This is a genomic window from Pseudomonas sp. ICMP 460 (assembly GCF_002723595.1).
GTDB classification, from domain to species: Bacteria; Pseudomonadota; Gammaproteobacteria; order Pseudomonadales; family Pseudomonadaceae; genus Aquipseudomonas; species Aquipseudomonas kitaguniensis.
Map to the genome: position 1 here is coordinate 1 of NZ_LKBR01000021.1, position 25,715 is coordinate 25,715.

The window sequence follows — 25,715 nt, forward strand, 5'->3', positions numbered from 1 at the left end:
TCGCCTGCAGGATCAGGCCGACTGTCCAGCGCGCGGATCAATAACCTGCGCAGTTCACTGTGGGCACCGGGCTTGTGTGGGAGTGGGCTTGTGTGGGAGCCGGGCTTGCTCGCGATGGCCTCAACCCGGTGTAACTGATGGTCCGAGGTGCCTGCATCGCGAGCAAGCCCGCTCCCACAGTTGAGCGGGTTTGGCTTGGGGAGCTGGGGCTGCGCAGCGGCCCCAACGCCTGGCACCGTGGCGCGCCAGGCAAAACCAGGGCGGCTCACGCCACCCGGTTGCGGCCCGTTCCCTTGGCTTCGTATAGCTGCAAATCCGCACGTTTGAGCAGCGCCAGTGAATCCCGATCCGACGGCGTGGCCACGCCCACACCAATGCTCACGGTGACTTGGCCCACGCTTGGGAACATCGCCGCCGCGACTGCCGCGCGGATCTTCTCGGCAACTACGTCGGGGCTGTCAGGTTCTTCGACTTCGGGCAATAACACAGCGAATTCTTCACCGCCATAACGCGCGACGAAGTCGGTGGCGCGGGTGGCACTTTCGATCACGGCGGCGAGTTGGCACAGCACGTCATCACCGACGGCGTGGCCGTAGGTGTCGTTGACGCGCTTGAAGTAGTCGGCGTCGATCAGCAGCAGCGCGAAGGTGCGGCCGGTGCGCTGGAACAGCAGGCTGTACTCGGCGAGCTTTTCGTCGAAGCGACGGCGGTTGTACACGCCGGTCAGCGCGTCGTGAGTCGCCAGGCTCAAGAGGTCGGCGTTGGCCTGCGTCAGGTCGGCAGTGCGTTGCGCCACGGTGGCTTCCAGGGACGCGTTGGCCTCCTGCAACTCGCGCTCCTTGCTGAGCAACGATTGGGTCATGCTACTGATGGACTGGCCGAGTTGGGCGATTTCGAGCACCGCATGCTCTTGCGCGAACACCGCGCCGGGCTTCTGCTCCTGCACCTGTTTGGCGGATTTGGCCAACTGCTCGATAGGTCGGCTCAAAGTCGACGCCAGGTAGTACGCCACGATGGCGAACACGATGGCGGCAAGCATGCCCAACACCAACAATTTGTACAGCAGCTCGCGGGCTGGGTGCAGCGCTATTGCCAACGGCTGGCGCACCACGATGTACCACGACAGGTTGGCGTTGGAAGGGCTCGGCAGTGCGACCGCCGCAGTGACGTAACCATTGCTGGTGCTCCAGCCCGGCGGCGCGTGCAGGTTAATCTGCGGCATTTGCTCGCCCGCGAGCAGCTCGGGGTAAAGCACCTTGCCGTCGGCGTCGATGATCAGTGCTTCAAGTTTGAGCGCAGGGTTCTTTTGCATCACCGCCGAATCGACGATCTGGGTCACCCAGCGCCAGTGCGCGTGGGCGCCGAGTACACCAATCGTCTCGCCCTTGGCATTGCGAATCGGCGCGGCAAAGTCGATAAAGCGCAGCGGCTCGCCAGTGCTGGCACTCGGCAGCAGCTTGGCGAGCAACACCGCTTCATGTGGATCGCCGGTGTACTCGTTGCGCATGCCGGCCTGAAACCAGGGCCGCTGTTGCACCGATTGGTTGACCAGCATGCCATTGACTGCCTGGCGCACACGGCCCTCGGCGTCGGCCACGCCCATCCACGCATATTCGGCGCGCGATTGGGTGCGCAGCTCCATCAACGTCAGGATGTCCGGTGCATCCAGGTCGCCTTGGCGAAACCGCGGTGCCTTGCTCAGCAGCGACACTTCAAGCTGACGCTCACGCAACTCCACGGCCAATAACGCCGCGCTGGAGCGCGCGGTGTTGAGCAATGCGTTACCGCTGGCCTGCTTGACCTGCTCAGTGGCGATATGCCCGATGTAAAAGCCCACGATCAATAACGTCAGTAGTGATAAACCGGCAAACCATAAAGTGAGGTGGGTACGCAGGCTGGCTTTGATCATGGGTCACTGTCTAGGGCAGTTAAGTCTTTGCATGGTAGGCGTTATGGCAGGCAAAGTGCTAGCAGCGGTTATTACAAACGTTCAAGCATCGGCTTGATTTTGCTCAGTAGGCTTGGCCGACTTCTTTTTAATGCAGGTCGCTACAACATGAGCAGAACTCGTGGTCATCTAGAGTAAAATGAGTTTGTTTCACTATCGTTGCTTGCAGACAATGGCCGTCATCAAATATCGGCATTGGAGTTGTAAGTCATGGCAGTCGCTCATTCCCTCGGATTTCCGCGCATTGGACGCGATCGTGAACTGAAAAAAGCGCAGGAAGCGTTTTGGAAGGGTGAGCTCGACGAAGCCGGCCTGCGCGCCGTTGGCCGTGACCTGCGCAAAGCGCACTGGGCGCTGCAACAGCAAGCCGGCATCGAACTGCTGCCCGCCGGTGATTTTGCCTGGTACGACCAAGTGCTGACGCACTCGCTGATGTTCGGTGTGGTGCCTGAACGTTTTCGCCCAGCGGATGGCAAGGCCACGTTGCACACCCTGTTCGGCATGGCGCGTGGCGTCAGCGACAGTTGCTGCGGCGGTGCCCATGCGCAGGAAATGACCAAGTGGTTCGACACCAACTACCACTACCTGGTGCCTGAGTTCAGTGCCGACCAGCACTTCCACCTGGGCTGGGATCAACTCTTCGAAGAGGTGCAAGAAGCCCGCGACCTCGGCCACACCGTCAAGCCGGTGGTGATCGGCCCGCTGACCTACCTGTGGCTGGGCAAGGCCAAGGGCGGCGACTTCGACAAGCTCGACCTGCTCGACCGTTTGCTGCCGCTGTACGGTCAGATCTTCCAGCGCCTGGCCGAGCTGGGCGTTGAGTGGGTGCAGATCGACGAGCCGATCCTCGCGCTGGACCTGCCACAAACCTGGAAAAACGCGTTTGAGCGTGCCTATAACCAGATCCAGCGTGACCCGCTGAAAAAACTCGTGGCCACCTACTTCGGCGGTCTCGAAGAAAATCTCGGCCTGGCCGCCAACCTGCCGGTGGATGGCCTGCACATCGACCTGGTGCGTGCGCCGGAGCAGTACCCGACTATTCTTGACCGCCTGCCGGCGTACAAAGTGTTGTCGCTGGGCGTGGTCAACGGGCGCAACGTTTGGCGTTGCGACCTGGAAAACGCCCTGGCCACACTGCAACACGCGCATCAAAAGTTGGGTGAGCGCCTGTGGGTTGCGCCGTCCTGCTCGCTGCTGCACAGCCCGGTAGACCTGGGCCGTGAAGACTCGCTGGATACCGAGCTGAAAAGCTGGCTGGCGTTTGCCGTACAGAAGTGCGAAGAAGTGGCGCTACTGGCCAAGGCCGTGGGCCAGCCCGAAGCGCCTGAGGTACTTGCGGCGCTGGCGCAAAGCCGCGCCGTGCACGCCGCGCGCGCCGCTTCGCCACGTATCCACAAGCCTGCGGTGCAAGCCCGCGTGGCGGCGATCAGCGCCGAGCACAGCCAACGCCAATCGCCGTTTGCCCAGCGTATCCAGAAGCAGCGCGCCGGCCTTAAGTTGCCGCTGTTCCCGACCACCACCATCGGCTCGTTCCCGCAAACCGCGTCGATCCGTCTGGCGCGCCAATCGTACAAGGCCGGCAAGTTGAGCCAGGCCGACTACGTTGACGCCATGCACAGCGAGATCAAACACGCCGTCGAAGTGCAGGAAAACCTCGGCCTGGACGTGCTGGTACACGGTGAAGCCGAGCGCAACGACATGGTTGAGTACTTCGCCGAGCAACTCGACGGCTACGTATTCACCCGCTTCGGCTGGGTGCAGAGCTACGGTTCGCGGTGCGTAAAACCAGCGGTTATTTTTGGCGACTTGAGCCGCCCGCACGCCATGACTGTGGCGTGGACGCGCTACGCCCAGAGCCTCACGCACAAGGTGATGAAGGGCATGCTGACCGGCCCGGTAACGATGCTGATGTGGTCGTTCCCGCGTGAAGACGTGAGCCGTGAAGTGCAGGCCCGCCAGTTGGCCTTGGCGATTCGTGACGAGGTACTCGACCTGGAAGCAGCGGGCATCAAGATCGTGCAAATCGACGAAGCGGCTTTTCGCGAAGGCTTGCCGCTGCGCCAGGCGCAGTGGCAGCACTACCTGGAGTGGGCCACCGAAGTGTTTCGCTTGTGCGCTTCGGGTGTGCGCGATGAAACCCAGATTCATACGCACATGTGCTACAGCGAGTTTAACGATGTGATCGAATCCATCGCGGCGATGGACGCCGATGTGATTACCATCGAAACCTCGCGTTCGGACATGCAGTTGCTGGAGGCGTTTGAGGTGTTTGCTTACCCGAATGATATTGGGCCAGGCGTGTATGACATTCACTCGCCACGGGTGCCCGAGGTTTCGCAGATGGTTAACTTGCTGCGCAAAGCGGTCAAGCGGATTCCGGCGGAGCGGTTGTGGGTGAATCCGGATTGCGGGTTGAAAACCCGGGGTTGGTTGGAGACTGAAGCGGCGTTGGTTCACATGGTGGCCGCGGCGCGTCAATTGCGGGCTGAGGTGGCTGAGTAGATTGAGTGGTTGAAGCAGATCAAAGGCGGCTTTTGCCTACACAGCAGATCTGCTTCTGCTTTTTGTGGGAGCGGGCTTGCTCGCGATAGCAGTTTTACAGTTGATACATGAGTTGACTGACCACCGCCATCGGGAGCAAGCCCCCTCCCACAGTTTGACCGAGTTCGGCGTGTGATTTTGATCTGAGAGGCGCCCCGCAACGGGTAGACACCCAAAAGCCCAAACCCCATCAGGTCACAGGTATTTAAGCCAAGCAAGATCCCGCCGCCGCGCTTTGAGGGTGGCAAACCAGCGTACTGGCAAGTACAGCGCCAGCGGCAGTAACAGCGCGACCACCCACACCCCGCCAATGCCGTCGAATCCGAAATAGTCACCCTGGTTCAGCCCGAACACCGCCACGCACGCCACATACAGCACTTTAAGCACATACAGGTGCAGCAGATAAAAGAACATCGGCGCTGCCCCGAATACGCTCAATACCGCGATCCAGCGTCGATCTCCGGCGCGCTCAAACGCGCGTAACACCAGCAACCCAATCCCCAGCGTCAATGCCAGAAACAGCAGCGAAGGCGGGTATTTGGTCACGTTGAAAAAGCTCATCACTGTGTGCACGGCGCTTTCAGACGCCTGCCAGGGTTTTTCGCCATACCCATTGAGCGCGCGCAACAGCACGAACCCGAGCATTGCCCCCGCACCGGCCAACCACAGATAACGCTGACGCAACGCCGGCTGCACGCCATTGGCAAACCACGGGCCTATGCCGTAGCCCAAGGCAATCACGCCAATCCACGGCAGCACCGGGTAGGTGGTGCGCAGGCGCAGCGTGTCTGAGACGCTGATCCAGCTGCGTTCATGCAGGATCGCCCACCCATTTTGCGCCAGCGAACCCGGCGCAAAGTGCACGCCGTCCAGCAGGTTGTGCCCGCCGATGATCACCGCCGCGATGGCCAGCAGCAGCGGGCGCGGCAACCACACCAGCAGGGCGAGGGCGAGCATGCTGACGCCGATGGCCCAGATCACTTGCATATAGATCACGCTGGGCGGCATCTGGAAGGTCCAGGCGAAGTTGACCAGGGTGAACTCAAGCACCACCAGGAACAGCCCGCGTTTGAACAGAAACGCCGACACATCGCGGCGGCCCTGGTATTTCTGGCCGTAAAGCCAGGCGGACAAACCCGTTAGCAACACAAACACTGGCGCGCACAGATGGGCGAGGGTGCGGCTGATAAACAGCGCGGGCTCGGTGTCCTGAATGCTCATCGGGTCACTGACCTGGCGGTGCATCAAGAAGGTTTCGCGCACGTGGTCAAGCAACATAAACAGAATCACTAAACCGCGCAGGGCGTCGATGCAGAGCAGGCGTTGGCGTAAGGGAACAGCGTCATTCATGGGCAAGCACCATCGGCAAGGGCGAAAATTTGACGTTATTCTATAACATTAGGCGCCGCGATGCGTGCCACGCTATTCCCGCAAGGAATGCCCCCATAAAAACCCGGCATTGTCTTTATCGCGCCACATCTAATAGCGTGGGTTTTCACCCAGGGAGACCCGCCATGCGCCAGCAACCGATACGCCTTTATGTGGATACGCAGTTCACCAGCCCGTATGCGATGTCTGTGTTTGTCACCCTGCGCGAAAAAGGCCTGGCGTTCGACACGCATACACTCGACCTGGAAGCCGCGCAAAACCAGGCTGCGGACTTTGCCCAATTGTCGCTGACCCAACGTGTGCCGACGTTGGTTGAAGGCGAGTTTGCCTTGTCGGAATCTTCCGCGATCAGCGAATACCTGGAGCAGGCCTACCCCGCAACGCCGGTGTACCCGGCCGATCCCAAGCTGCGGGCGAGGGCGCGGCAGGTTCAGGCGTGGCTGCGCAGCGACTTGCTGCCGATTCGCCAGGAGCGTTCGACGCGGGTGGTGTTTTACGGGCAACAGGTGCCACCGTTGTCGCCGGTGGCTGAGGTGGCCGCGCGCAAGTTGATCAGTGCCGCGCAGGCGCTGTTGGTGGGCAACCCGGCATCCCTGTTCGGCGCGTGGTCGATTGCCGATGTGGACTTGGCGCTGATGCTCAATCGCTTGATTCTGGGCGGCGACAGCGTGCCCGCAGCATTGCTCGACTACGCCCGGCGCCAGTGGCAACGGCCGTCGGTGCAGGCGTGGGTCAACCTGCAGCGCCCGCCGCTCTAACGGTTTACAGCCATTCTTGAGAGACGCGCCGGTCGAGGTCTTCCCAATCGGCCATGCCCAGCACCCGTGTGGTGTTCAAGCCGCGCAGGTAACCGCGCAACTGCTGGGCGCTGGCGCTGCGCCTGGCGGCATCGGCGGCGACGTCCTGTAACACACTTTCATAGTCGACCAGGTAATCGGCGACCCGCTCACGAAACTCCGGCAATACAGCTTCGCGGATGCGGTCGAAGGTTTTCTGGTGGGGCTTCATGGCGTGGTCCTTATAGGTTTTATGGTGTCAGGCGGCGCAACACTATCGCTTCAGATAATAGTCACCATCATGCAACGCAAGTTCTGTTTTTACGCCAAAAGCGGAGAATCGCCACATCAAGACACGCTTCAAGGAAATGCGCGATGAGGATGATTATCCAGTTGGGTTTAATGCTGCTGATGCTTGGCACGTCGATGCTGGCCACCCCGGCAATTGCGGATGAACTGCGCACGGGCCATTTTCTGCCACTCACCGGTAGCGTAGACTCCCTGCGGCGCGAGCAGTCGGTGGGGGTGTTGTACAGCGAAAATACCCGCGAAAACCTCAGTTACCTTGAGCGCTACCACGCGATGGCCATGCAGGGCGCCAAGGGTGCCCTCGATGGGCGCATCCGCGATGCGTTCGTCAACAGCTCCGACCCGGAACTGGCAATTGATTGGTTAATGAGCTCGCTGCAGAGCAGTTTTCGCAGCGTGACGTTCTATCACAGCCTGGACGAGCTGATGCAGGCGCATCCCGATGTGGTGGTCATGCTCGATGCGCATAACCAATTGCTCACCCAGCGTAACGACCAGGTGGATGCGCGGTTTGTTGCGCGTTTCTATGACGCGAACCTGCACTATATCGCCAAGGCCGAAGGCTCGGTGCACAAGCAAGTGCCGTCGGTGTGGGTGCATGGCAAGGCGGCGCCCGAGATTGCCGCGCAGATTGAACAGCAGCGTGATGTACAGCAAGGCGCCTTGAAGCAGTTTGATGCGTCGCTCAAGGCGCTTGTCCGCGCAGGATGACGCGCGGATTGATGTGAACCCTATTGGTTATTTTCAGGAATGTGTATGCGCTCTTTTTTCGTCCCGGCCCTGGCGTTTGCCAGTGTGTTGCTGACCGGTTGTATGACAGCTCCCAATGCTCCGACCTTGACCCTGCTCACTGACAAAACCCCTGAAGGCTATGTGCAATGCATCGTGCCCAAGCTCGAAAAGCACCGCATCAGCTCGACCGTGACGCAGAACTCGCGCCACGCCAAGGTGCTGTTGACCAGCAAGATTGCGGCTGATGATGTGCTGGAGGCTTATAAGTCGCAGGACGGCACCAAGGTCTTTGTGTATGAGCGCAAGCCGTTGGCTTCGGCGCTCAAGCCGTCGCGGCTTGAGCAAGCAGCGCAGGATTGCAAGTAGGCTTGGGTGACACGGCTTAAAGTGCGGGCTTGCTCGCGATAGCGGTAGATCAGTCTGTAAATATATCAACTGATACACCGTTATCGCGAGCAAGCCCGCTCCCACATTTGGACAGGTGCAGGGCTTAACGTGTTGGCTCGTTGCTGAAGCTGTTCACGCTCTTGACCAGCCCTTTGGCCGCCAACGCTACCATTTCACCGCCTTTTTCCACCGTCGCCAGGGCCGGGTCCGACCCCATGCGCCCATCGGGGAAGCGTGCGCGAAAATCCAGCGCTTCACGGATCGGCCCGGTGTTGGCAATTTGTGGCGAATAGTCGGCTGACTTGATCGCGTGCGGATACGCCCACTGCGTCACCGCGATTTCCGACGGTGTGGCATGGCTGCCATGGCCAACCGGGAATTGACGGTGGGCCAGGTCGGTGACGCCTTCCAGGTCCCACCAGTTCATCAGCTTCAGCGCGAACCCGGCCGGGCGGCGGGCGAAGCTGGCCTCGGCGTACAGTTCGGAAAACGCCGCTTCAATGGTCGCAATGTTGCCGCCGTGGCCATTCAGAAACAGGATTTTCTCGAAACCGTGCCCGGCCAACGAGCGCACCCAGTCGCCAATCGCGGCGATGAAGGTGGAAGGGCGCAACGAAATGGTGCCGGGAAAACCCAAGTGGTGCTGGGCCATGCCGATATTGAAGGTTGGGCCGATCAGGATGTCGGCGTTCTTCTGCGCCTCATGGGCGATGATCTCCGGGCACATCCAGTCGGTGCCCAACAGGCCGGTGGGGCCGTGTTGTTCGTTGGAACCGATGGGAATCACCACCGTGCGGCTGCGTTCCAGAAACTGCCCGATCTCGATCCAGGTGGAGGTGTGTAAAAGCATGCGGCGCTCTCTTTTATCTGTGGGGACAGGCTAACCACCACGGAGTGTACGACTAGTTGCCACCTGTTGGGGTTTGCAGTTGAGGTACGTCGATGACTTCAACCAGCGCTGGTCCGGGTACCAGGAAAACATGAATTGCCCATCCTTGAGTTTATCCACCACCTGGCGCGCCACCTGCGGGCGTACGGCCGGGCAACCCTGGCTGCGGCCGATACGGCCTTCGCGCTTGCTCCAGGCGGAGTTGACGTAGTCGGCGGCGTGAATCACCAACGCGCGGTCGCGGGCCAGGTCGTTGAAGCCGGGTTCCAGGCCGTCCATGCGCAATGAATAGCCGTGGGTGCCGAGGTAACTTTCCTGGGTGCGGAACAGGCCGAGGCTGGATTGGTGGCTGCCTTCGAGGTTGGAGAACTGGGTGGCGAAGTTTTCCCCGGAGTTTGCGCCGTGCGCCACCAGGTCGCGCAATACCAGGGTCTGTTTGCGCAAATCGAAAATCCACAGCCGACGGGCGGTCGAGGGCTGCGAGTAGTCAATAACCGCTAGGCGATCGGAACGTTCCTCGCCGTTATTCACCGCGCACTGCACCGCGCTCAGGGCGCTTTTAAGTACAGTGGGATTGAGTTCTGGAGCCGAGCGCGCCAGGCTGCTATATAAGTTAGGCGTATTCCGATTGGCGGCGAGCGCAAGATTGCTCAACATCGCCAGGGTCAAGGTGATCAAGCCGAGACGGCGCATTAAAGTCAGCATCTACGGTACTTCCCCCGGCCGTGGATTGGAGCCAAGTCAATTGTTCAAAAAACACGCATGTTACTTGAGCCTTTGCCTGCTCGTTGCACCACTGGTCGCCACAGCGGATGAGTTGCCGCTGGGCGAGGTTGCGGTTATTCCTGCCAGCCCTGTGCAACAGGCGCTCGCGCAGTTGGCCAGCGTTTGCCCCGGCCTTGCCCCGCCTATCGATGCGGCGGCGCAATTGCGTTTGCAAGCGCTGTACCAGCAGCAGGGTGATGTGCCGCTGTGGTCTGACGAAGATCGGCGCCAGGCATTGCAGGCGCAGTTGCTGATGCTGGCCGACGATGGCCTGGACCCCGCGAGTTACAGCCTGCCCACCACCGGCGCCACGGGCAACGTGCTGTGCGACGATATCAGCACCAGCCAGCACTACCTGCAAGCCTTGCAAGACCTGCATTACGGGCGTTTGCAGCAATCGCGTTTCGAGCCACTGTGGCATTCGCAGCCGCCCGTGCGCGACTCGAATACCGAGGTGCTGGCCTTTGCCGCGAGCGGCTTGCACAACATGGCCCAGGCCTTCGATCAGGCGCGCCCCAGCGCCGATCTTTACCGTAGTTTGCGCAACGCCTATTCCAGCGTGCGCCTGCAACCGTTGCCGCATTGGGGGGCCGTCGCCGCTGGCCCGTTGTTGCGCCCTGGCATGGAAGACCCGCGCGTGCCGGAGCTGGCGCAGCGTTTGTACAGCGGCGGCTATTTGGCCAAGGCGCCCACCGGCAACGGCAAGCAGTATCAGGATGAACTGGTCAAGGCGGTCAAGGCCTTCCAGCTCAGCCACTCGTTGCAAGCCGACGGCGTGATCGGTGTGGGCACGGTGGCCGAGCTCAACATCAGCCCGGCGATGCGCCGCGACCAGTTGCGCATCAACCTTGAGCGGTTCCGTTGGCTGGCCCAGGACCTGGAGCCCGAAGGCGTGCTGGTCAACGTCGCCGCCGCGCAACTCAGCGTTTACCAGAGCGGCATTCCGGTGTGGCAAACGCGCCTGCAAGTCGGGCGTGCCGAACGCCAGACGCCGTTGCTTAAATCACGCATCACGCGGCTGACGCTCAACCCCACGTGGACGATCCCGCCGACGATCATGCGCGAGGATAAACTGCCGGCCATCCGTTTGAACCCGGAATACCTGCGCCAGCAGAACCTGCAGGTGCTTGACGCCGAAGGCAATGCGCTGGCGCCGGAGCAGATCGACTGGGCGCGCCCCGGCAACATTCTGTTGCGCCAGGAAGCTGGCCCGCGCAACCCGCTGGGCAAGATCGTGATGCGCTTTCCCAACCCGTACTCGGTGTACTTGCACGACACGCCGAGCCAGCCGCTGTTTACCAAGGGGCCGCGTGCGTTCAGTTCAGGCTGCGTGCGGGTTGAGCAGCCATTGCTGTTGCGCGACCTGCTGGTGACCCCGGCCGAACGCGCGCGCACCGATGAGCTGTTGGCCACGGGCGTGACCCACGAATTCAGGCTGGCAACGCCCGTACCGGTGCTGTTGGGCTACTGGACGGTGGAAGTCGATCGTCAGGGCGAGTTGGTGTATGCGCCGGATATTTATGGGCGCGACCTGGTGTTGATGAAGGCCATGGGCACAGTGCTTTGAAGCGTCAGCCGTAATCTGTGGTGTGGCGAGCGGGCTGTCGTGGCGAGCAGGCCTGTTGTGGCGAGCGGGCTTGTTGTGGCGAGCAGGCCTGTTGTGGCGAGCGGGCTTGCTCGCGTTGGGCTGCGTAGCGGCCCCTGTCATGAGGCACGCGATTTGTCAGGTAATCCTTAGCGTCTGGTTTGGGGCCGCTACGCAGCCCAACGCGAGCAAGCCCGCTCGCCACAGAATGCCTGCCACTCACAGAAAGCCCGCCATCCACAGAAACCCAGCACTTTACCCAGGGCTAACCCGCGCCAAAATCAGTGCAACAGCCTCTTGCGCCGTCAACAGCGCCGTATCAACCGTCAACGGCGTCTCATCCCAAGCCTCATAGTCATGCGCTGCTACTGATTGCCAACTCGGCGGCACCAGCCCGGGAATATCACTCGCGCGGCTTTCCACGCGGCGTTGGTGTTCTTGCCGATCAGAGCAAATCACCTGGATACCCAGCAACTCGACACCCGCCTGCCGGGCGACCACTGCCCACGCCTCGCGGCTTTCCCTTACAGGGTTCACACAATCGGCAATCACCGCGCGGCCCAAGCGCAAATTGCTCAGCCCCAACGCATTCGCCACGTCGTAGCCGCTGGCGCCGACATCACCGGCCAACACACCCGAACCGCGCAGCGCCTGCTCTATCACATCAATGCGCAGATAAACCGCACCCGTTCGGCGCGCCAGTTCGCTGGCAATCGTGGTCTTGCCGGTGCCGGGCAGGCCGCTGAATACAATAAGCATCATTAATCCTTTAAGACGAGGCCGGTCAGTCTAGCCGTGCTGACTTCAAATAGCAGGCGCTGATCCAATCCGCTGGCTGGGCCGCCAATTGCTTGGCCACCGGCAAATAACGCGGGTTCAACTGCGCCGCCAGCCAAAACAGCGTCGCGCCGCTTTTTGGCTCCCACGTACCGCTGTAGCCGGCTTCGCCAACGCCTGCACGGGCTTGGTCGAATGGCACGTGGGTGTGCACGAATTCCTGGTGGCTGCGTTGCCCATTGGCATACGGCACCAGCCAATCGAGGGCGGCGCCCAACGAGGCGCCATTTGCAGTGATGTTCAGCCAGTCGCCGCCGATGCCGTAGGGTTTGGCCGCCAAGGCCGCTTCCACCAGCGGCTCCAGGTCGTACACCACGTAATGCAGGGCATCGCGGTCGTGGAAGTCCGTCACCGAGCCGTCGGCCAGGATGTTATCGGCGACCTGCTGTTTAAACAGCTGGTGCGCCTGCTCCAGCATGGCCCGATCGCCCAATGCGGCAGCAGCCACGCTGATCAACTTGACGCGATGGCTCTGCCAATTATTGGTTTGAGTGGTTTTTTTTGGCCCCTGCACTTGCTGAATATGCGCGATGTAGCCGTTGCCCAGCGTGCTGATCAAGCGCCGGCTGGCGTCGCGGGTTTGCGCGCGCAAACTGTCGGCCGTGAGTGCATAGGCCGTGATCAGCATGTCGAGGTTGGTTTCGTCGATCGGGTTGAAGTCCGGCTGATACACCTCGGCCCACGCGGCGAGGTAGTCGTCAACTTGCTTGAGGTAACGCGGGTCACCATTCAAGCGCCAGGCCAGCGCCGCCTGACGCATCAGCGGCCAGTCCTTTTCGGCGGCAATGCTGGCGTCACGAATGCCCTGGTGAGGCAGCGTGCCTTCGGTGTGCACATGCGGCAGCGGCGCCGGCTGATCGGCCACATGCCGTTGGGCGGCGGCCAGAAAGGCTGTGGCCGCCGGGTTCGATGCAGCCGGTTGGCACAGGCTGGGCGGTTGCGCAGCCGCTGTGGTCGCGTGGTAAAACGCAGCCAGCAGTGCGGCCAGCGCGAGGTTGGTTTTTTTCATCGCAAGGTCTGCCAAACGAGGTCGCGCCCACGCTAGCACAGGGCCGAATCGGCGTTGATGAAACTGCCGTAAGCTCGGCGTTCCATTCAGCTCGCCGCCGCGCGCATCAAGTTCTAGAATTTCACGCTAAACGTGGTGCCGTTGGTCGCGCAGGAACTCACCGCCACATCGCCGCCATGCACCCTGGCCAGCTCGCGCACGATATACAAACCCAAGCCCACGCTGCGCACATCGCTGCCTTGGTCGGTGCCACGTGTCATCGGCTCGAACAGCACCGCTATCAGCGCTGCGGGGATCACCGCGCCATGGTTGTGCACCGAGATTTCGCAGCCGCCAGCGCCCAGACGCGAGGTGATGGTGATGGGCCTGTGCAGGTCGCCATACGCCACGCTGTTGGCCACCAGGTTGCCGATAATCTGCTGCACACGGTCGGCGTCCAGGCAGGCCTGGCCAGTGCCTTCGGCTTGATGCTCAAGCGTGGCCTTGGGAAACGCCACGCGCAGTTCGTCTACAGCGCGCTGAATCACCTCGTGCAAGTCCAGCGCCGCCGCCTTGATCGTGATGCCGTGGCCAACCCGCGCCTGGGTGAAGTCCAACAGGTCGGCGATCATGCGCTGGGCGCGTTCGGAGGATTGGGCGATATGGCCGAGTAATTGGCTCTCTTTGGGCGTGCGTTGGTCACGGCTGAGAAAGTCCGACGCCATGCGGATGGCCGTGAGCGGATTCTTCAAGTCGTGGCTGACGATTGCCACCATCTGCTCGGCAAACAACGCGCGGCGCTGGGCGATGGCATACGCCTCGCTCAACTCGGCCTGGGCCTGTTGCAAGGCGATTTCGGTGGCGGTGCGTTCCTGCAAGCGTGCTTCGGCCAGGTTGCGCGCGTTAAGCAACTCGCGTTCGTACTTGTCGCGGTCGGTGGTGCCGAACAGCGCCAGGTCGTAGACCACGGCGCCAGCCTGTTCGCGCTTGTTGCCATTGAGCAGCACGGTCACCTTGCGCCCGTCGCTGTGCAGCATGTCGAGCTTGACTTCGCTGACGCCGCCGCGCAGGCGCAGCATCGGCGCCAGGTGGGTCTGGTGGAAAATCCGCCCGCCCATCGTCAACAGGTCCTGAAAGCGCCGCCCACACAGCTCGGCCGTGCTGAACCCGAACCATTCGCTGAACCGCGCATTGGCTTGCAGGATCGTGCCGTCTTCGGCCGTGACGGCGAGGGCACAGGCGGCGCTGTCGAATAGCTCAGACGGCATCGGCGATAGCCCACGGGGCCAGGAAGGTTTCCATCGCCGCTGCGCACGCGTGCGGCACGCTCATGTGCGGGCAGTGACCGACGTTGTCGAGCAGGCAATACGTGCTGTTGGGCAGCACACTGTGCAGGTATTCGCCCACCGCCACCGGGGCAATCAGGTCGTCGCTCGATTGCAGGATGAGCACCGGCGTCGTCAGGCCGATCACGTCCTGGCGGTTGTCCGACATAAACGTAACACGCGCAAACTGCTTGGCGATGTGCGGCTCGGTGCGGCAGAAGCTGTCTGCCAGCTCTTCGCCCAGCGCCGGTTGGCCAGTGGCGCCCATGATCACCGGGGCCATGCTGCTCGACCAGCCGAGGTAATTGCTGTCGAGCGTGTCGAGCAACTCGTCGATGTCGTTACGCGTGAACCCGCCAACGTAACCGACGTCATCGATGTAACGCGGCGAGGGGCCGATCATCACATGCGCTGCGATTTGCCCTGGCGCCATGCGGTCGGCGAGGGTGCCGATCATCGCGCTGACCGAGTGGCTGACCAGAATCACCGGGCCTGCGCCGAACGCGTGAATAATCTCGTTCAAGTCCGACGCATAGCCGCTCAGCGAGCTGTACTTGACCGTGTCAAATGCACTCAGGTCCGACAGGCCAGCGCCTACCAGGTCGTACATGACCACGCGGAAGCGGTCGACGAATTGCGGCGCCAGGTAATTCCACAGTGTCTGGTTGCAGCCGAAACCGTGGGAAAACACCAGCGTCGCCGTGCCGTTACCCATCACACTGACATTGTTGCGGTGCTTCAGGTTCATGCGCGCTCTCGTAGATGGCGTATTGCTATGCGTGCGCGCAGTTTAGATAGTCGCGCGCGCGGGGTCACGCGTTATAGCGCCGATCAGACGAAGTCGGCACCTTGAGCGGCAGCATCAGGCCAGGACGATATAGTCGTTCTGCTGAATAATCGGCCGATGCGCGCCTTGCACCAAGTGAATATAGCGGCCGTCTGCCAGGTCAATCGGCAGGCAGTCGTCAATATCCATGACAGCGTCGGTGTGGGCCTGGGACCAGTGGCGCAATATCTGCTGCTTGCCCTTGCTGGTGGCTTCGCGTTTGTTGCGGGCGACCACCAACAGGTAGTGATGGGCCTCGCCAAACGCGTTGGCTTCATAGCCGCCGAGGTTGATGAAGTACAGGCGCTGCGCATCCGCCTGGGGCGCCAGGTGGCTGACTTCGACCTTCCAGCCGTCGACGCCATCGACCGCCATCCATGAATCGACATGCACGCCCTTGGGGCTGCCGAACCATTCCTCGCGCAGTTGCGGGTAAGTGGCTTGCAGCGTATCCGCCACCGCGAACACCACATCGTGAACTTCAATTTTAGCCCGCGGGTGTTTACCCCCGAGCATGACGACAAACAGCATTGCGGGTTCTTCCTGGCGACATGGCAAAGGCTAACGATACGTCGATTGAAGCCTTTTGTCCGGTCACTTTGATTAAGCAACTTGCAAAGTCGCTGTTTTTTAAAACTTTATAACGAACTGTTGGCGAGCCGTCATTAAACGGTCATCAAGTTTTAATTGATTTGGTTAATACCCCAGCTTACGGTTACCTGCTGGTTTTTTAAGCCTGCACTCATTTACGCTAGAGGCGTGTACTTATAAGGCCGGCTTATATTTTTCTGACTATTACATTACGAGGATAATATCGATGGCGTACACAGTGAAGCAGTATGGCTGGATTCGTGACTTACCCGATCACCGCGATCATTTGTATGCGGCGCCGCCCGCGATGTTGGCGGCACTGCCGCCTTTGGTTGATCTTCGCCCGCACTGCCCGCCGGTGTACGACCAAGGCCAGCTGGGCAGTTGCACCGCAAACGGGATTGCCGGGGCGATTCAGTTTGATCGCATGAAGCAAAAGCTTACGCCGCTGTTTGAACCCTCCCGGTTGTTCATTTATTACAACGAACGCGTGATTGAACACACCGTCGACTCAGACAGCGGAGCGATGATCCGGACAGGTATAAAGAGTGTCGGTGTGCAAGGCGATTGCCCTGAGTCGGAGTGGCCTTACGATATTACGAAGTTTAGCGTCAAGCCCCCGCAGAAGTGCTATACCGATGCAAAAAAATATAAGGCAATTCAATATCAGAAAGTGGCGCAAAACCTGAATCAGATGAAAGGCTGCCTGGCCGCCGGCTACCCATTCGTTTTGGGGTTTTCTGTTTATGAAAGTTTGGAAAGCAAGGAAGTGACAAAAACTGGCATTGTGCCAATGCCCGCATCGACCGAAAAAATGCTCGGAGGGCACTGCGTACTCGCGGTGGGCTATGACGATGCAAAGCAGCGTTTTATTATCCGTAATTCCTGGGGAGACGCCTGGGGAATGAAAGGCTACGGCACATTGCCGTACGGTTACCTCATGGATGAGAATTTAGCCTCAGACTTCTGGACCATCAGAATCGTCGCGGCCTAGCGTTTGTAATGGCGTGACCCGCGGGCAGAAACGGCGCCGTCCCTGGTGGCCGTTTCTGCCTCATCCTCGGCTCGCTGGCGACGGGGCTGCGCCAGTCGTCCGAGCCGCAAGTACCGGCCACTGCGTGCGTTCAGATGATCTTGCGATAGCTGAAACGCAGATCTTCCAAATACGTGATGATGATTTATCGAAGACGAGGCTGATTATTAGTGGCGTATGCACCCTTAGTTGCGAGGCCTGATCAAAACAGCATGCAGCCAACGTGGGAACTTTGTATTGATCCAAGTTTAAGCGCTGCTCGGCGGCTTTAAATGAAATGGCTTGCGCACAGGTGTGCAGTTATTTGCTCAGGCTGTTGCAGCGCTAGGCGCGTGAGTATCAGGATTAACTGAGTTATCGAGGCACGGCCAAGCTGCGCAATATCTTGCGCAGGGCTTTGTTTGCAAGGGCTGTAGGAAATTGCTTAAGTGCTGGCCGGGCACTTGCTGGATGCTTTTGGCATGGCTAAGGTTTGCTGGCTTGTGCAAAAGGTCTATGCAGCGTTAAACGCATCAGGCTGCGCATCTGAAGTTTTATGAGTGAGGCACTTATTATTCTGTCTCGGGCGTGGCGCAGTCATGGTTACTCAGGCGTGTTGTGTACTTATAACCTTGAACTTGGCGTATTGGCCTGTTCGCAAAATAATGCCTGCTCGCAAAATAATAGTGCCGGCAGCGATATACGTGTTTCAAGTAAGCACCCATTCCTGGAGTTGGAACTGGGCGGCCTGTAACAGATAACAAAAAACACGCCCGTCGAGCAGGCGCTGGCAGATGACGATTCCCGTGCTCGGCCATTGGCCGAGCTTGGGTTAAGCGCGCCCTGCGCCTGACATTCTCAGTAAAAGGACACTGACACCATGAACACCCGACCGCAGTTGCTACCGACCCCAATTGCTGACAAACACAGCATTCTCGACAGCATCATTGCGCAGACGTTTCTGAGCGTGGATGACGAGGCGTACGGCATTGCCAGGCGGGGTGTCGCTGCGTTTATCGAAGAGCTGCTCAAGCCGCAGAACCGCGGCGAGCCGGTGAAAAAACGCCTGGTTGATCGAATGATCGCCGAGATCGACGTGAAACTCAGCCTGCAAATCGATGAGATTCTGCATCACCCGGATTTCCAGGCACTCGAATCTGCCTGGCGCGGTCTTCAATTGCTCGTCGACCGCACCAACTTCCGTGAAAACATCAAGATCGAACTGCTGAATGTTTCACGGCGTGACCTGCTGGACGACTTCGAAGACTCGCCGGAAATCAACCAGTCCGGGCTCTACAAGCATATCTACAGTGCCGAGTATGGCCAGTTCGGTGGGCAGCCGGTGGGCGCGATTATTGGCAACTACTTTCTGTCGCCCGGCGCGCCGGATGTAAAGTTAATGCAGTACGTGTCGAGTGTGGCCTGCATGGCCCACGCGCCGTTTATTGCTGCGGCCGGGCCGGGTTTTTTCGGTTTGGACAGCTTTACCGACCTGCCAGACCTGAAAGACCTCAAGGATCATTTCGAAGGCGCGCAATTTGCCAAATGGCAAAGCTTTCGTCAGAGCGAAGATGCGCGTTATTTAGGCCTCACGGTGCCGCGTTTCCTGTTGCGAACCCCTTACGATCCCCGTGAATGCCCGGTCAAAACCTTTGCCTATCAGGAAAACGTGGTTAACAGCCACGAGCACTACCTGTGGGGCAATACCGCCTATGCGTTTGCCACGCGATTGACCGACAGCTTTGCCCGGTACCGCTGGTGCCCGAATATCATTGGCGCGCAAAGCGGTGGCACCGTGGAGGATTTGCCCCTGCATCACTTCCAGAGCATGGGTGACATCGAAACCAGGATTGCTACCGAAGTACTGGTTTCGGACCGACGCGAGTACGAACTCGCCCAGGAAGGTTTTATTGCCTTGACCCTGCGCAAGGGCAGCAATAACGCGGCGTTCTTTTCTGCCAGCTCGGCGCAGAAACCGAAAAGTTTCGGGGTGAGTGCCGAGGGCAAGGCCGCCGAGTTGAATTACCGCCTGGGCACGCAGTTGCCGTACATGATGGTGGTCAATCGCCTGGCCCATTACCTCAAGGTATTGCAGCGCGAGCAATTGGGTGGGTGGAAGGAACGTACCGACCTTGAGCTGGAACTCAATAAGTGGATCCGTCAGTACGTCGCCGACCAGGAAAACCCCAGCGCCGAAGTACGCGGGCGGCGCCCGTTGCGCGCTGCGCGTATCGCGGTAAGTGATGTTGAAGGCGAGCCTGGCTGGTACCGCGTCAACCTCAGCGTACGGCCGCACTTCAAGTACATGGGCGCGGACTTCACGCTGTCGCTGGTCGGCAAGCTCGACAAAGCATGAGAAAAGCTCAGGGGTTACCCGATTATCGCAGCCTTTTCGAGCGTCTCGAAGGCCGTGTGCCCGCTCAGGTCGACAGCCTGACGTCGGTGGCCAGGCATCTGCAGAACATGCTCGGCACGCGCGCCGGCAGTGTGTTGGCGCTGCCTGACTACGGGCTGCCCGACCTCAACGATATGCGCTTGAGCCTGCATGAATCATTAACCCAATCGCGCCTGTCGATTGAACGTTTTATCCAGGCCTACGAACCGCGTTTGAGCAAGGTGCGTGTCACCGGCGTGCCGGAGGCTTGCGACCCGTTGGCGCTGGCCTTTGTGATTGAGGCGGCGCTGGTCATCGACGGTGTGTTGCAAGCGGTTGTGTTCAATGCGCGGTTGAGTGGCGGTGGGCATGTCGAGGTATTACCTGATGGCCTTTAACCGCTTTTACCAAAGTGAGCTGAGTGCCTTGCGCACACAGGGACGGCGGTTCGCTGAACGCAACCCCGCCTTGGCGCCGTTTCTCGCCGATGCGGGCCAGGACCCGGATGTAGAGCGCCTGTTGGAAGGCTTTGCGTTCCTGACCGGGCGCTTGCGCCAGAAGCTGGCTGACGAGCTTCCCGAGTTGACGCATTCGCTGATGCATTTGCTGTGGCCCAACTACATGCGGCCACTACCGGCTTTCAGCATCTTGCAGTTTGAGCCGCTGAAGCACGCGTGCGCCACGGTGTGCGTTGATCGGGATACGACGGTTGAAAGTGTGCCGGTCAACGGTGAGCGCTGCCGCTTTCGCACCTGCTACGCCACCCAGGTCATGCCGTTGCAACTGAGCCGCCTGGAGTACCTGCCTCAGGGCACCCGGACACTGCTTAACCTGCGCCTGGAGATGAGCGCCGAGGGCCATTTCGGCGAGTGGTCATTCGACCGATTGCGTTTGCACCTGGCGGGCGAGCGAGCTGTCAGTCAGGGCTTGTACCTGAGCCTGTTGCGGCATCTGGACGGCATTCAACTGCTGCTGCTTGACCACGAGGGGCGCCCGATACACGCAGGCGATGGGCAAGCGTTATCGCTGCGCCTTGCCGCGAGCCAGGTACAGCCCGTGGGGTTTGACGCGGATCAGGCGCTGATTCCCTATCCGCCGAACACCTTTCACGGTTACCGGCATTTGCAGGAGTATTTTGCGTTTCCCGACAAGTACCTGTTCGTCGATGTGACAGGCTTCGATGCATTGCAATCGTTGCCGCATGAACTGCTCAAGCAGGCGCGGAGTGTGGAGCTGCGATTTGAACTGCGCACCGCGCAACATCAGCCGCAGTCGCCCAGCCTGGACAACGTAAAGCTGTATTGCACGCCAATCGTCAACCTGTTCAAGCAGGACGCGGTGCCGATTCGCCTCGACGGCAAGCACGATGAATACCTGCTGGTACCCGGTGGGTTTGCCCGCGGTAACGCCGAGGTGTTTTCGGTTGATCGCGTGACCGGCTGGCGCCCCGGCGGGCTGGGCTACCAAGCGTATGTGCCGTTCGAGTCGTTTGAGCATGACCGCGAAGGTGGCGGCTTGGCGGGTGCGCCCAGCTACAGCATTCGTCAACGCTCGTCGGTGCAGCACGCCGAACTGGATACCTGGTTGAGTGTTGGCATTGGCCCCAGGCAGGCTCAGGAAACGCTTTCGGTCGAGCTGACGTGCACCAACCACAACGTGCCACGGCAGTTGCAGGTGGGGCAGATCAACCAGTCGTGCGAGCAGACGCCGGCGTTTCTGTCGTTTCGCAATATCAGCGTACCGACCGCGAGTTTCGCGCCGCCGCTGGACCAGGACTTTCTGTGGAAGCTGATCAGCAACATGTCGCTCAACTACCTGTCATTGACCGACACCGGTGCCCTCAAAGTCATCCTCGAAACCTACGACGTGCCGAGTTATCACGACCGCCAAGCGCACAACGTCAGCCAGCGAAAGCTGGATGCGTTAAGCAGCGTCAGCCATGCAGCCGTCGACCGCATGTATCGCGGGCTGCCGATCCGCGGTTTACGCGTCGACCTGAACATTGACGCCAACGGCTTCGCAGGCCAGGGCGACCTGTTTGTTTTCGCCTCGGCCCTGAATGAATTTTTTGCCCTTTACGCCAACCTGAATTCGTACCACGAACTGCGGGTCACCAGCACACAAGGAGACGTGTATCTATGGCCACCCCGGATGGGCCAGCAGCCCCTGCTTTAACTGAACTGACGCGGGTGATTCGTGAGTACTCGCTGTTTCAGGCGGTGTTGCAGGTGATCGAACGCCTGCGCGACGCCCACCCGTTGCTCGATGACGACGCGCTGTACGACCACATCGAGTTCCAGGCCAACCCGGGTTTGGGCTTCCCAGCGCACGACATCGACCGCGTGGAGTTTTTTCTCGAACGTCATCAACTACGCGCGCGCCTTCGCCTCAACGTGCTCGGTTTGTTGGGTGCCGGCTCGCCACTGCCTGCGTTTTATCAAGAGCAGGCGGGCGGCGGCACCACGCGTGACTTTCTGGACGTGTTCCACCACCGCCTGCACCGGCTGATGTTGCCGATCTGGCGTAAATATCGCTATCGGGCGTGTTTTCGCGAGGGCGCCAGTGATGCTTTTTCCGAGCAGATGTTTGCGTTGGTCGGTTTGGGCAGTCGGCAGATTCGTGACGCTGCGCACCTTGACTGCAAGCGCCTGCTGCCCTGCCTCGGGCTGCTGAGCCTGCGCGCGCATTCGGGCGCGCTGATCGAAACCGTACTGCGTCACTACTTCACGCTCGGTTGTGTGTTCATCGAGCAATGGGTTGAACGCAGCGTGATTATCGACCACACGCAACGCAATCGACTGGGCGCGGCGAATAACGTGCTCGGCGAGGACCTGTTGCTGGGGCATCGGGTCGCCGACCGCAGCGGCAAATTCAGGCTGCATGTGCAGGGCTTGAGTTGGCAGCGCTTTCACCAATTTCTGCCTGACGGCAGCGCTTACAGGCCGCTGTGTTCAATGGTTCGGCTGACGGCAAGAGGCCCATTGGAATACGACGTACGCCTGGGGTTGGCCGCAGGCGAGGTGAGGCCTTTGCATATTGGTGAACGCAACGTCTGTCGCCTCGGGTGGACCAGTTGGCTGGGGCACGAGAGTGCCGACGGCGTGGTCACCCTCGCTGTAAATGCTCATTAGGGACTGATGCTTATGACCACTCCAGACCTGCAACAACGGCTTCGCACAGGGCCGGCCAGTAAGGGCCGCGCAGCTTGCGGGGAACGCTGAATGACCTATCTGTGGAACCTGCGCTTCGCCGCCGGCCGCATCTTCATGGGAGATACCTGATGCCTGACCGTCCGTGGCAAGCCTTGGTGCTTGTGCTGTGTTTGTTGAGCGGCTGTAACGCCAATTACGTGTTTGATGATGCTGACTATCGTCCCTTGGGTGACCCCCAAGTGACGCAGCGCGGCCAATGAAGAGGGGCCTGCCATGCAATTAATGCTTGAGGTGTGTGATACCGGAGGCCGTGAACCGTCACTGCGTAAAGTGTTTGACGGCGTAGGCGGCGTAGTAGGGCGGGGGGCGGGTTGCGACTGGGTTATCCCGGATCCCAGCCGGTTACTGTCAAACCACCACGGGTTGGTCAGCCACCGTGATCGGCGGTACTTTTTGACCGACATCAGCAGCAACGGTATCCGCTTCGTGGGTAGCGACAAGCCGCTGCAAAAAGGCCAGGCGCACTTGATCGTTGAGGGCGATGTGTTCCAGCTGGGGCCGTTCGCCATGCGTGCGCGGCTGGTTGAGCGCGTGGCCGAAAGGGTGCCGCTGCACGTTCAAGTGCCCTGCGCCGAACGCGCGGTAATCCCGCACGACGCGTACCTGGGCCTGGACCCGCTTCGCGAACTGGACCGCCAGCAGCAGCAAGCGTCCTCGGCTGAGCTGGATGCGTTGACCCCTGCAACCGGCGTCTGCGCGACATGGGCGCAGCGTGGCTCGGTGGAGCGGGAACACCTGGCGATCCCCACACTGGCAATCGCCCCGACGCTGGAACCCGTGCGGGCGGTTGTGCATGCGGCCCACGTCGACAAACCCTTCTGGGCGCAGTTCGCGCAGGCGCTGGGCATCTGCCTGGATACACTTGATACGGCTGGCCGTGAGGCGTTGGCGATCAACGCGGCGCGTGCGCTGAGGCACGCCATCAGCGGGCTGCAACAGACCCTGCGAACGCATCAGGAACTCAAGCATGAGCTGAACCTGGAAGGCACTGGCCCACCGCCCAAAAGCCATAACCCGCTGCATGAAAGTGTGGACGTCGAGGCGGCTTTGGCAGCGTTGCTGGGCACCGCCGAGGCGGCGCAACCGAGTGCCGAGGTGGCCATTGCGCAAGTCTGCCGTGAGCTGCAAGTGCACCAGGTCGCCCTGCTGGTAGCGAGCCGCACGATGGCGCGCACGGCGCAGGCGGCGTTTGCGCCTGGCCACTTGCTGCGTTGCTTTGAACGTGACGCCACGCCGTCCAGTTTTTTTACCGACGGGGCGCATTGGCGCGCCTACCAGCGGCACTACCAACGGCTGGTCGACGAGCAACCGTTGAGTGCGCAGTCAGCGCACCCGGACTTCATCAACGCTTACGAGGAGCAGGTGCGGTTGGCCAGTGCGTTGTTTGCCGGGTACCCGGGATGACGCTGATGAAGCGCGCCAGTGTTGCGCTGATGTGGGTCGGCATGGGCCTGTTGGCGGGGTGCAGCAACCTGTCACCGTTTTCGACGTTGACCAAACTCGACCTGACGTTGACCGCCAGCGAACAGCTTAACCCCGACCTCAACGGGCGCCCCTCGCCGGTGGTGGTGCAACTGCTTGAGTTGAGGCACCCGGTGGCCTTCGAACACGCGGATTTTTTCAGCCTGTATGAGCGTGCCGAGCGGGCGCTGCCCCAAGACTGGGCGCGCAGCGAGGAACTGGCGTTGCGCCCCGGCGAGCACGTGGCATTCAAGCTCAGGAGCGAGCCGCACAGTCGCTACGTCGGGGTAGTGGCGGCTTACCGCGACTTGCCCCATGTGCAATGGCGATGGGTACTGGCGTTGACCCCGCAGCAAGTAACGCGAGCCCATCTGGTGCTTGATGAGTCGGGTATTCGCCTGGCTGACCCACACGTTGGCCTGGCGGAGAAGTGATATGCAAGTTCATAAGGTCATCTGGCAGGAAGGCATGTTGCTGCGCCCGCAGCACTTGCAACACAGCGATCGTTACTACGATCAGCAGCTCAACCGCACCCGTTTGCTCGGCAGTGACGCCTGGGGTTTTCTGGCCCTGGACATCGACGTGCAGTACCTCGACATGGGCAAGCTGGTGGTCAATCACGCCAGCGGCGTATTGCCCGACGGCAGCCTGTTCGAACTGACCACGGCCATGCAACCTCTGGTGTTGGACGTGCCGGCCAGCTCGGGAAGGCAAGCGGTTTACCTGGCCCTGCCGATGGCGACCGGCAATCAGGTCGAAACCCGCACGCCGGGGCAGCGCGAGGTATTGGCGCGCTACATTGCCAGCGACATCGACGTCGGAGACTCAAATACCGGCCTCGATTCCAGTTGCCGGATCAGTTGTGCACGGCCCGATTTTCGCCTGTTGCTGGGCGAGCAGCCGAGTGATCAGGCCTACGTGAAGCTGAAAATTGCGCAGCTGTTGGACGCCTCCAGCGAACAGGGCATCAGAATCGATACCGATTTTGTGCCGACGTTCATCCACCTGCAGGGCTCGGGTTTTGTATCGGCATGCCTTAAGGAAGTGATCAGCCTGCTCGCCAGCCGGGGTGATGCGATTGCCGAGCGCCTTCGCGGCAAGGGCGCGACCGCGAGTGCCGAAGTGGGCGACTTTCTGATGTTGCAATTGATCAATCGCACCGAGCCGGTGTTGCGTCACTACCTGGCGCAGGCGCACGTGCGTGCCGAGGCGTTGTACCGCGAGCTGTTGGCCATTCTGGGCGAGCTGTCGACGTTTGCCAGTGACAGCAAACGTGCCTGCCTGGAGCTGCGTTACCTGCACGCTGACCAGGGCGCAAGCTTTCGCGCGCTGATGGCGCAGATGCGTGCGGTGCTGTCGATGGTCCTTGAGCAACACGCTATCGCGCTGCCGTTGCAGCAGCGCGAATACGGCGTGTTGGTCTGCCCTGTGAGTGATCTCAAGTTGCTCGGTACGGCCACCTTTATTCTGGCGGTCGCTGCCCAGTGTGACTCTGAGGAGCTTCGTCACCGTTTGCCGGCCCACCTCAAGGTTGGCCCGGTGGAGCGTATTCGCGAGCTGGTCAACCTGCACCTGGCGGGCATCAAGGTCAAGCCGCTGCCTGTGGCGCCGCGGCAAATCCCGTTTCACGCCGGTAAAACCTATTTCATGCTCGAACCGAGTGCGCGGGATGTCGGGCAGTTGCAGCAATCGGGTGGTTTTGCGTTCCATGTCGGCGGCGAATTTGCCGGGCTGACGCTTGACTTCTGGGCTATCAGGAATTGAACAG

Annotated in this window: 24 protein-coding genes and 1 pseudogene; 14 read left to right on the plus strand and 11 right to left on the minus strand. The window is 60.5% G+C overall.

The window, feature by feature from the left end:
• Positions 1-265 precede the first annotated feature (265 nt).
• Positions 266-1,909: a sensor domain-containing diguanylate cyclase gene (locus AO240_RS15650; protein WP_099237243.1), complete on the minus strand. Its 1,644-nt coding sequence runs from the start codon at positions 1,907-1,909 to the stop codon at positions 266-268.
• A 249-nt stretch (positions 1,910-2,158) separates the two neighbouring features.
• On the opposite strand from AO240_RS15650, the gene metE reads away from it, so the two are divergent.
• On the plus strand, positions 2,159-4,450 hold the full coding sequence (gene metE, locus AO240_RS15655; protein WP_099237244.1) for a 5-methyltetrahydropteroyltriglutamate--homocysteine S-methyltransferase: 2,292 nt from the start codon (positions 2,159-2,161) through the stop codon (positions 4,448-4,450).
• A 234-nt stretch (positions 4,451-4,684) separates the two neighbouring features.
• Here the strand turns inward: metE and AO240_RS15660 are convergent, their stop codons facing one another.
• Positions 4,685-5,839 carry a DUF1624 domain-containing protein gene (locus AO240_RS15660; protein WP_099237245.1) on the minus strand — a complete coding sequence of 385 codons (1,155 nt, stop codon included), beginning with the start codon at positions 5,837-5,839 and terminating at the stop codon, positions 4,685-4,687.
• Between the two features lie 164 nt (positions 5,840-6,003).
• On the opposite strand from AO240_RS15660, the gene yfcF reads away from it, so the two are divergent.
• The gene (gene yfcF, locus AO240_RS15665) at positions 6,004-6,636 is read left to right on the plus strand and encodes a glutathione transferase (RefSeq protein WP_099237246.1); all 633 of its coding nucleotides are present in this window, start codon (positions 6,004-6,006) and stop codon (positions 6,634-6,636) included.
• A gap of 4 nt (positions 6,637-6,640) precedes the next feature.
• On the opposite strand, the gene AO240_RS15670 is transcribed toward yfcF, so the two are convergent.
• Entirely contained in the window at positions 6,641-6,886 is a 246-nt protein-coding gene (locus tag AO240_RS15670) for a hypothetical protein (protein WP_099237247.1), read from the minus strand.
• A 143-nt stretch (positions 6,887-7,029) separates the two neighbouring features.
• Here AO240_RS15670 and AO240_RS15675 point away from each other — a divergent pair, with 143 nt between their 5' ends.
• Positions 7,030-7,674 (plus strand): ATPase, encoded by a 645-nt coding sequence (locus tag AO240_RS15675; protein WP_099237248.1) that lies wholly within the window; start codon positions 7,030-7,032, stop codon positions 7,672-7,674.
• Positions 7,675-7,719: 45 nt separating this feature from the next.
• Positions 7,720-8,061 (plus strand): hypothetical protein, encoded by a 342-nt coding sequence (locus tag AO240_RS15680; RefSeq protein WP_099237249.1) that lies wholly within the window; start codon positions 7,720-7,722, stop codon positions 8,059-8,061.
• A gap of 124 nt (positions 8,062-8,185) precedes the next feature.
• Here AO240_RS15680 and AO240_RS15685 read toward each other — a convergent pair whose 3' ends face one another.
• Positions 8,186-8,932, minus strand: a complete 747-nt coding sequence (locus AO240_RS15685; protein ID WP_099237250.1) for a creatininase family protein — start codon at positions 8,930-8,932, stop codon at positions 8,186-8,188.
• Between the two features lie 30 nt (positions 8,933-8,962).
• Positions 8,963-9,676: a murein L,D-transpeptidase catalytic domain family protein gene (locus tag AO240_RS15690; RefSeq protein ID WP_099237251.1), complete on the minus strand. Its 714-nt coding sequence runs from the start codon at positions 9,674-9,676 to the stop codon at positions 8,963-8,965.
• Between the two features lie 40 nt (positions 9,677-9,716).
• Between AO240_RS15690 and AO240_RS15695 the strand changes: the two genes are divergently transcribed.
• Entirely contained in the window at positions 9,717-11,303 is a 1,587-nt protein-coding gene (locus tag AO240_RS15695; RefSeq protein ID WP_099237252.1) for a murein L,D-transpeptidase, read from the plus strand.
• Between the two features lie 273 nt (positions 11,304-11,576).
• Here the strand turns inward: AO240_RS15695 and AO240_RS15705 are convergent, their stop codons facing one another.
• The 5 genes from AO240_RS15705 to AO240_RS15725 form a co-directional block, all read right to left on the minus strand.
• Positions 11,577-12,080 carry an AAA family ATPase gene (locus AO240_RS15705; protein ID WP_099237254.1) on the minus strand — a complete coding sequence of 168 codons (504 nt, stop codon included), beginning with the start codon at positions 12,078-12,080 and terminating at the stop codon, positions 11,577-11,579.
• 25 nt (positions 12,081-12,105) lie between these two features.
• Positions 12,106-13,167, minus strand: coding sequence for an alginate lyase family protein (locus tag AO240_RS15710; RefSeq protein ID WP_099237255.1), 1,062 nt, complete (start codon positions 13,165-13,167; stop codon positions 12,106-12,108).
• 113 nt (positions 13,168-13,280) lie between these two features.
• Positions 13,281-14,414: a PAS domain-containing sensor histidine kinase gene (locus AO240_RS15715; protein ID WP_099237256.1), complete on the minus strand. Its 1,134-nt coding sequence runs from the start codon at positions 14,412-14,414 to the stop codon at positions 13,281-13,283.
• The gene (locus AO240_RS15720; protein ID WP_099237257.1) at positions 14,404-15,219 is read right to left on the minus strand and encodes an alpha/beta fold hydrolase; all 816 of its coding nucleotides are present in this window, start codon (positions 15,217-15,219) and stop codon (positions 14,404-14,406) included. The genes AO240_RS15715 and AO240_RS15720 overlap by 11 nt, the downstream gene beginning before the upstream one ends.
• Before the next feature lie 114 nt (positions 15,220-15,333).
• Entirely contained in the window at positions 15,334-15,828 is a 495-nt protein-coding gene (locus tag AO240_RS15725; RefSeq protein WP_099237258.1) for a DUF1543 domain-containing protein, read from the minus strand.
• A 286-nt stretch (positions 15,829-16,114) separates the two neighbouring features.
• On the opposite strand from AO240_RS15725, the gene AO240_RS15730 reads away from it, so the two are divergent.
• Complete coding sequence (locus AO240_RS15730) at positions 16,115-16,882, plus strand: C1 family peptidase (RefSeq protein ID WP_099237259.1); 768 nt, start codon at positions 16,115-16,117, stop codon at positions 16,880-16,882.
• A 76-nt stretch (positions 16,883-16,958) separates the two neighbouring features.
• Here the strand turns inward: AO240_RS15730 and AO240_RS29145 are convergent.
• Positions 16,959-17,057, minus strand: a pseudogene (locus AO240_RS29145) (type VI secretion system tube protein Hcp); the annotation flags it as partial.
• 723 nt (positions 17,058-17,780) lie between these two features.
• Here AO240_RS29145 and tssC point away from each other — a divergent pair.
• The 8 genes from tssC (at position 17,781) to tssK (ending at position 25,711) form a co-directional block, all read left to right on the plus strand.
• On the plus strand, positions 17,781-19,256 hold the full coding sequence (tssC, locus tag AO240_RS15745) for a type VI secretion system contractile sheath large subunit (RefSeq protein ID WP_099237260.1): 1,476 nt from the start codon (positions 17,781-17,783) through the stop codon (positions 19,254-19,256).
• Positions 19,253-19,672, plus strand: a complete 420-nt coding sequence (tssE, locus tag AO240_RS15750; RefSeq protein ID WP_099237261.1) for a type VI secretion system baseplate subunit TssE — start codon at positions 19,253-19,255, stop codon at positions 19,670-19,672. Before tssC ends, tssE begins: the two co-directional genes overlap by 4 nt.
• Positions 19,662-21,449: a type VI secretion system baseplate subunit TssF gene (gene tssF / locus AO240_RS15755; RefSeq protein WP_099237262.1), complete on the plus strand. Its 1,788-nt coding sequence runs from the start codon at positions 19,662-19,664 to the stop codon at positions 21,447-21,449. Before tssE ends, tssF begins: the two co-directional genes overlap by 11 nt.
• Positions 21,413-22,405, plus strand: coding sequence for a type VI secretion system baseplate subunit TssG (gene tssG / locus AO240_RS15760; protein ID WP_099237263.1), 993 nt, complete (start codon positions 21,413-21,415; stop codon positions 22,403-22,405). The genes tssF and tssG overlap by 37 nt, the downstream gene beginning before the upstream one ends.
• A gap of 149 nt (positions 22,406-22,554) precedes the next feature.
• On the plus strand, positions 22,555-22,686 hold the full coding sequence (locus AO240_RS15765; protein ID WP_058414045.1) for a hypothetical protein: 132 nt from the start codon (positions 22,555-22,557) through the stop codon (positions 22,684-22,686).
• 13 nt (positions 22,687-22,699) lie between these two features.
• Complete coding sequence (tagH, locus tag AO240_RS15770) at positions 22,700-23,890, plus strand: type VI secretion system-associated FHA domain protein TagH (protein ID WP_099237264.1); 1,191 nt, start codon at positions 22,700-22,702, stop codon at positions 23,888-23,890.
• Between the two features lie 5 nt (positions 23,891-23,895).
• Positions 23,896-24,381, plus strand: a complete 486-nt coding sequence (gene tssJ, locus AO240_RS15775; RefSeq protein WP_099237325.1) for a type VI secretion system lipoprotein TssJ — start codon at positions 23,896-23,898, stop codon at positions 24,379-24,381.
• A gap of 1 nt (position 24,382) precedes the next feature.
• Positions 24,383-25,711 carry a type VI secretion system baseplate subunit TssK gene (gene tssK / locus AO240_RS15780; RefSeq protein WP_099237265.1) on the plus strand — a complete coding sequence of 443 codons (1,329 nt, stop codon included), beginning with the start codon at positions 24,383-24,385 and terminating at the stop codon, positions 25,709-25,711.
• The last annotated feature ends 4 nt before the right edge of the window (positions 25,712-25,715 follow it).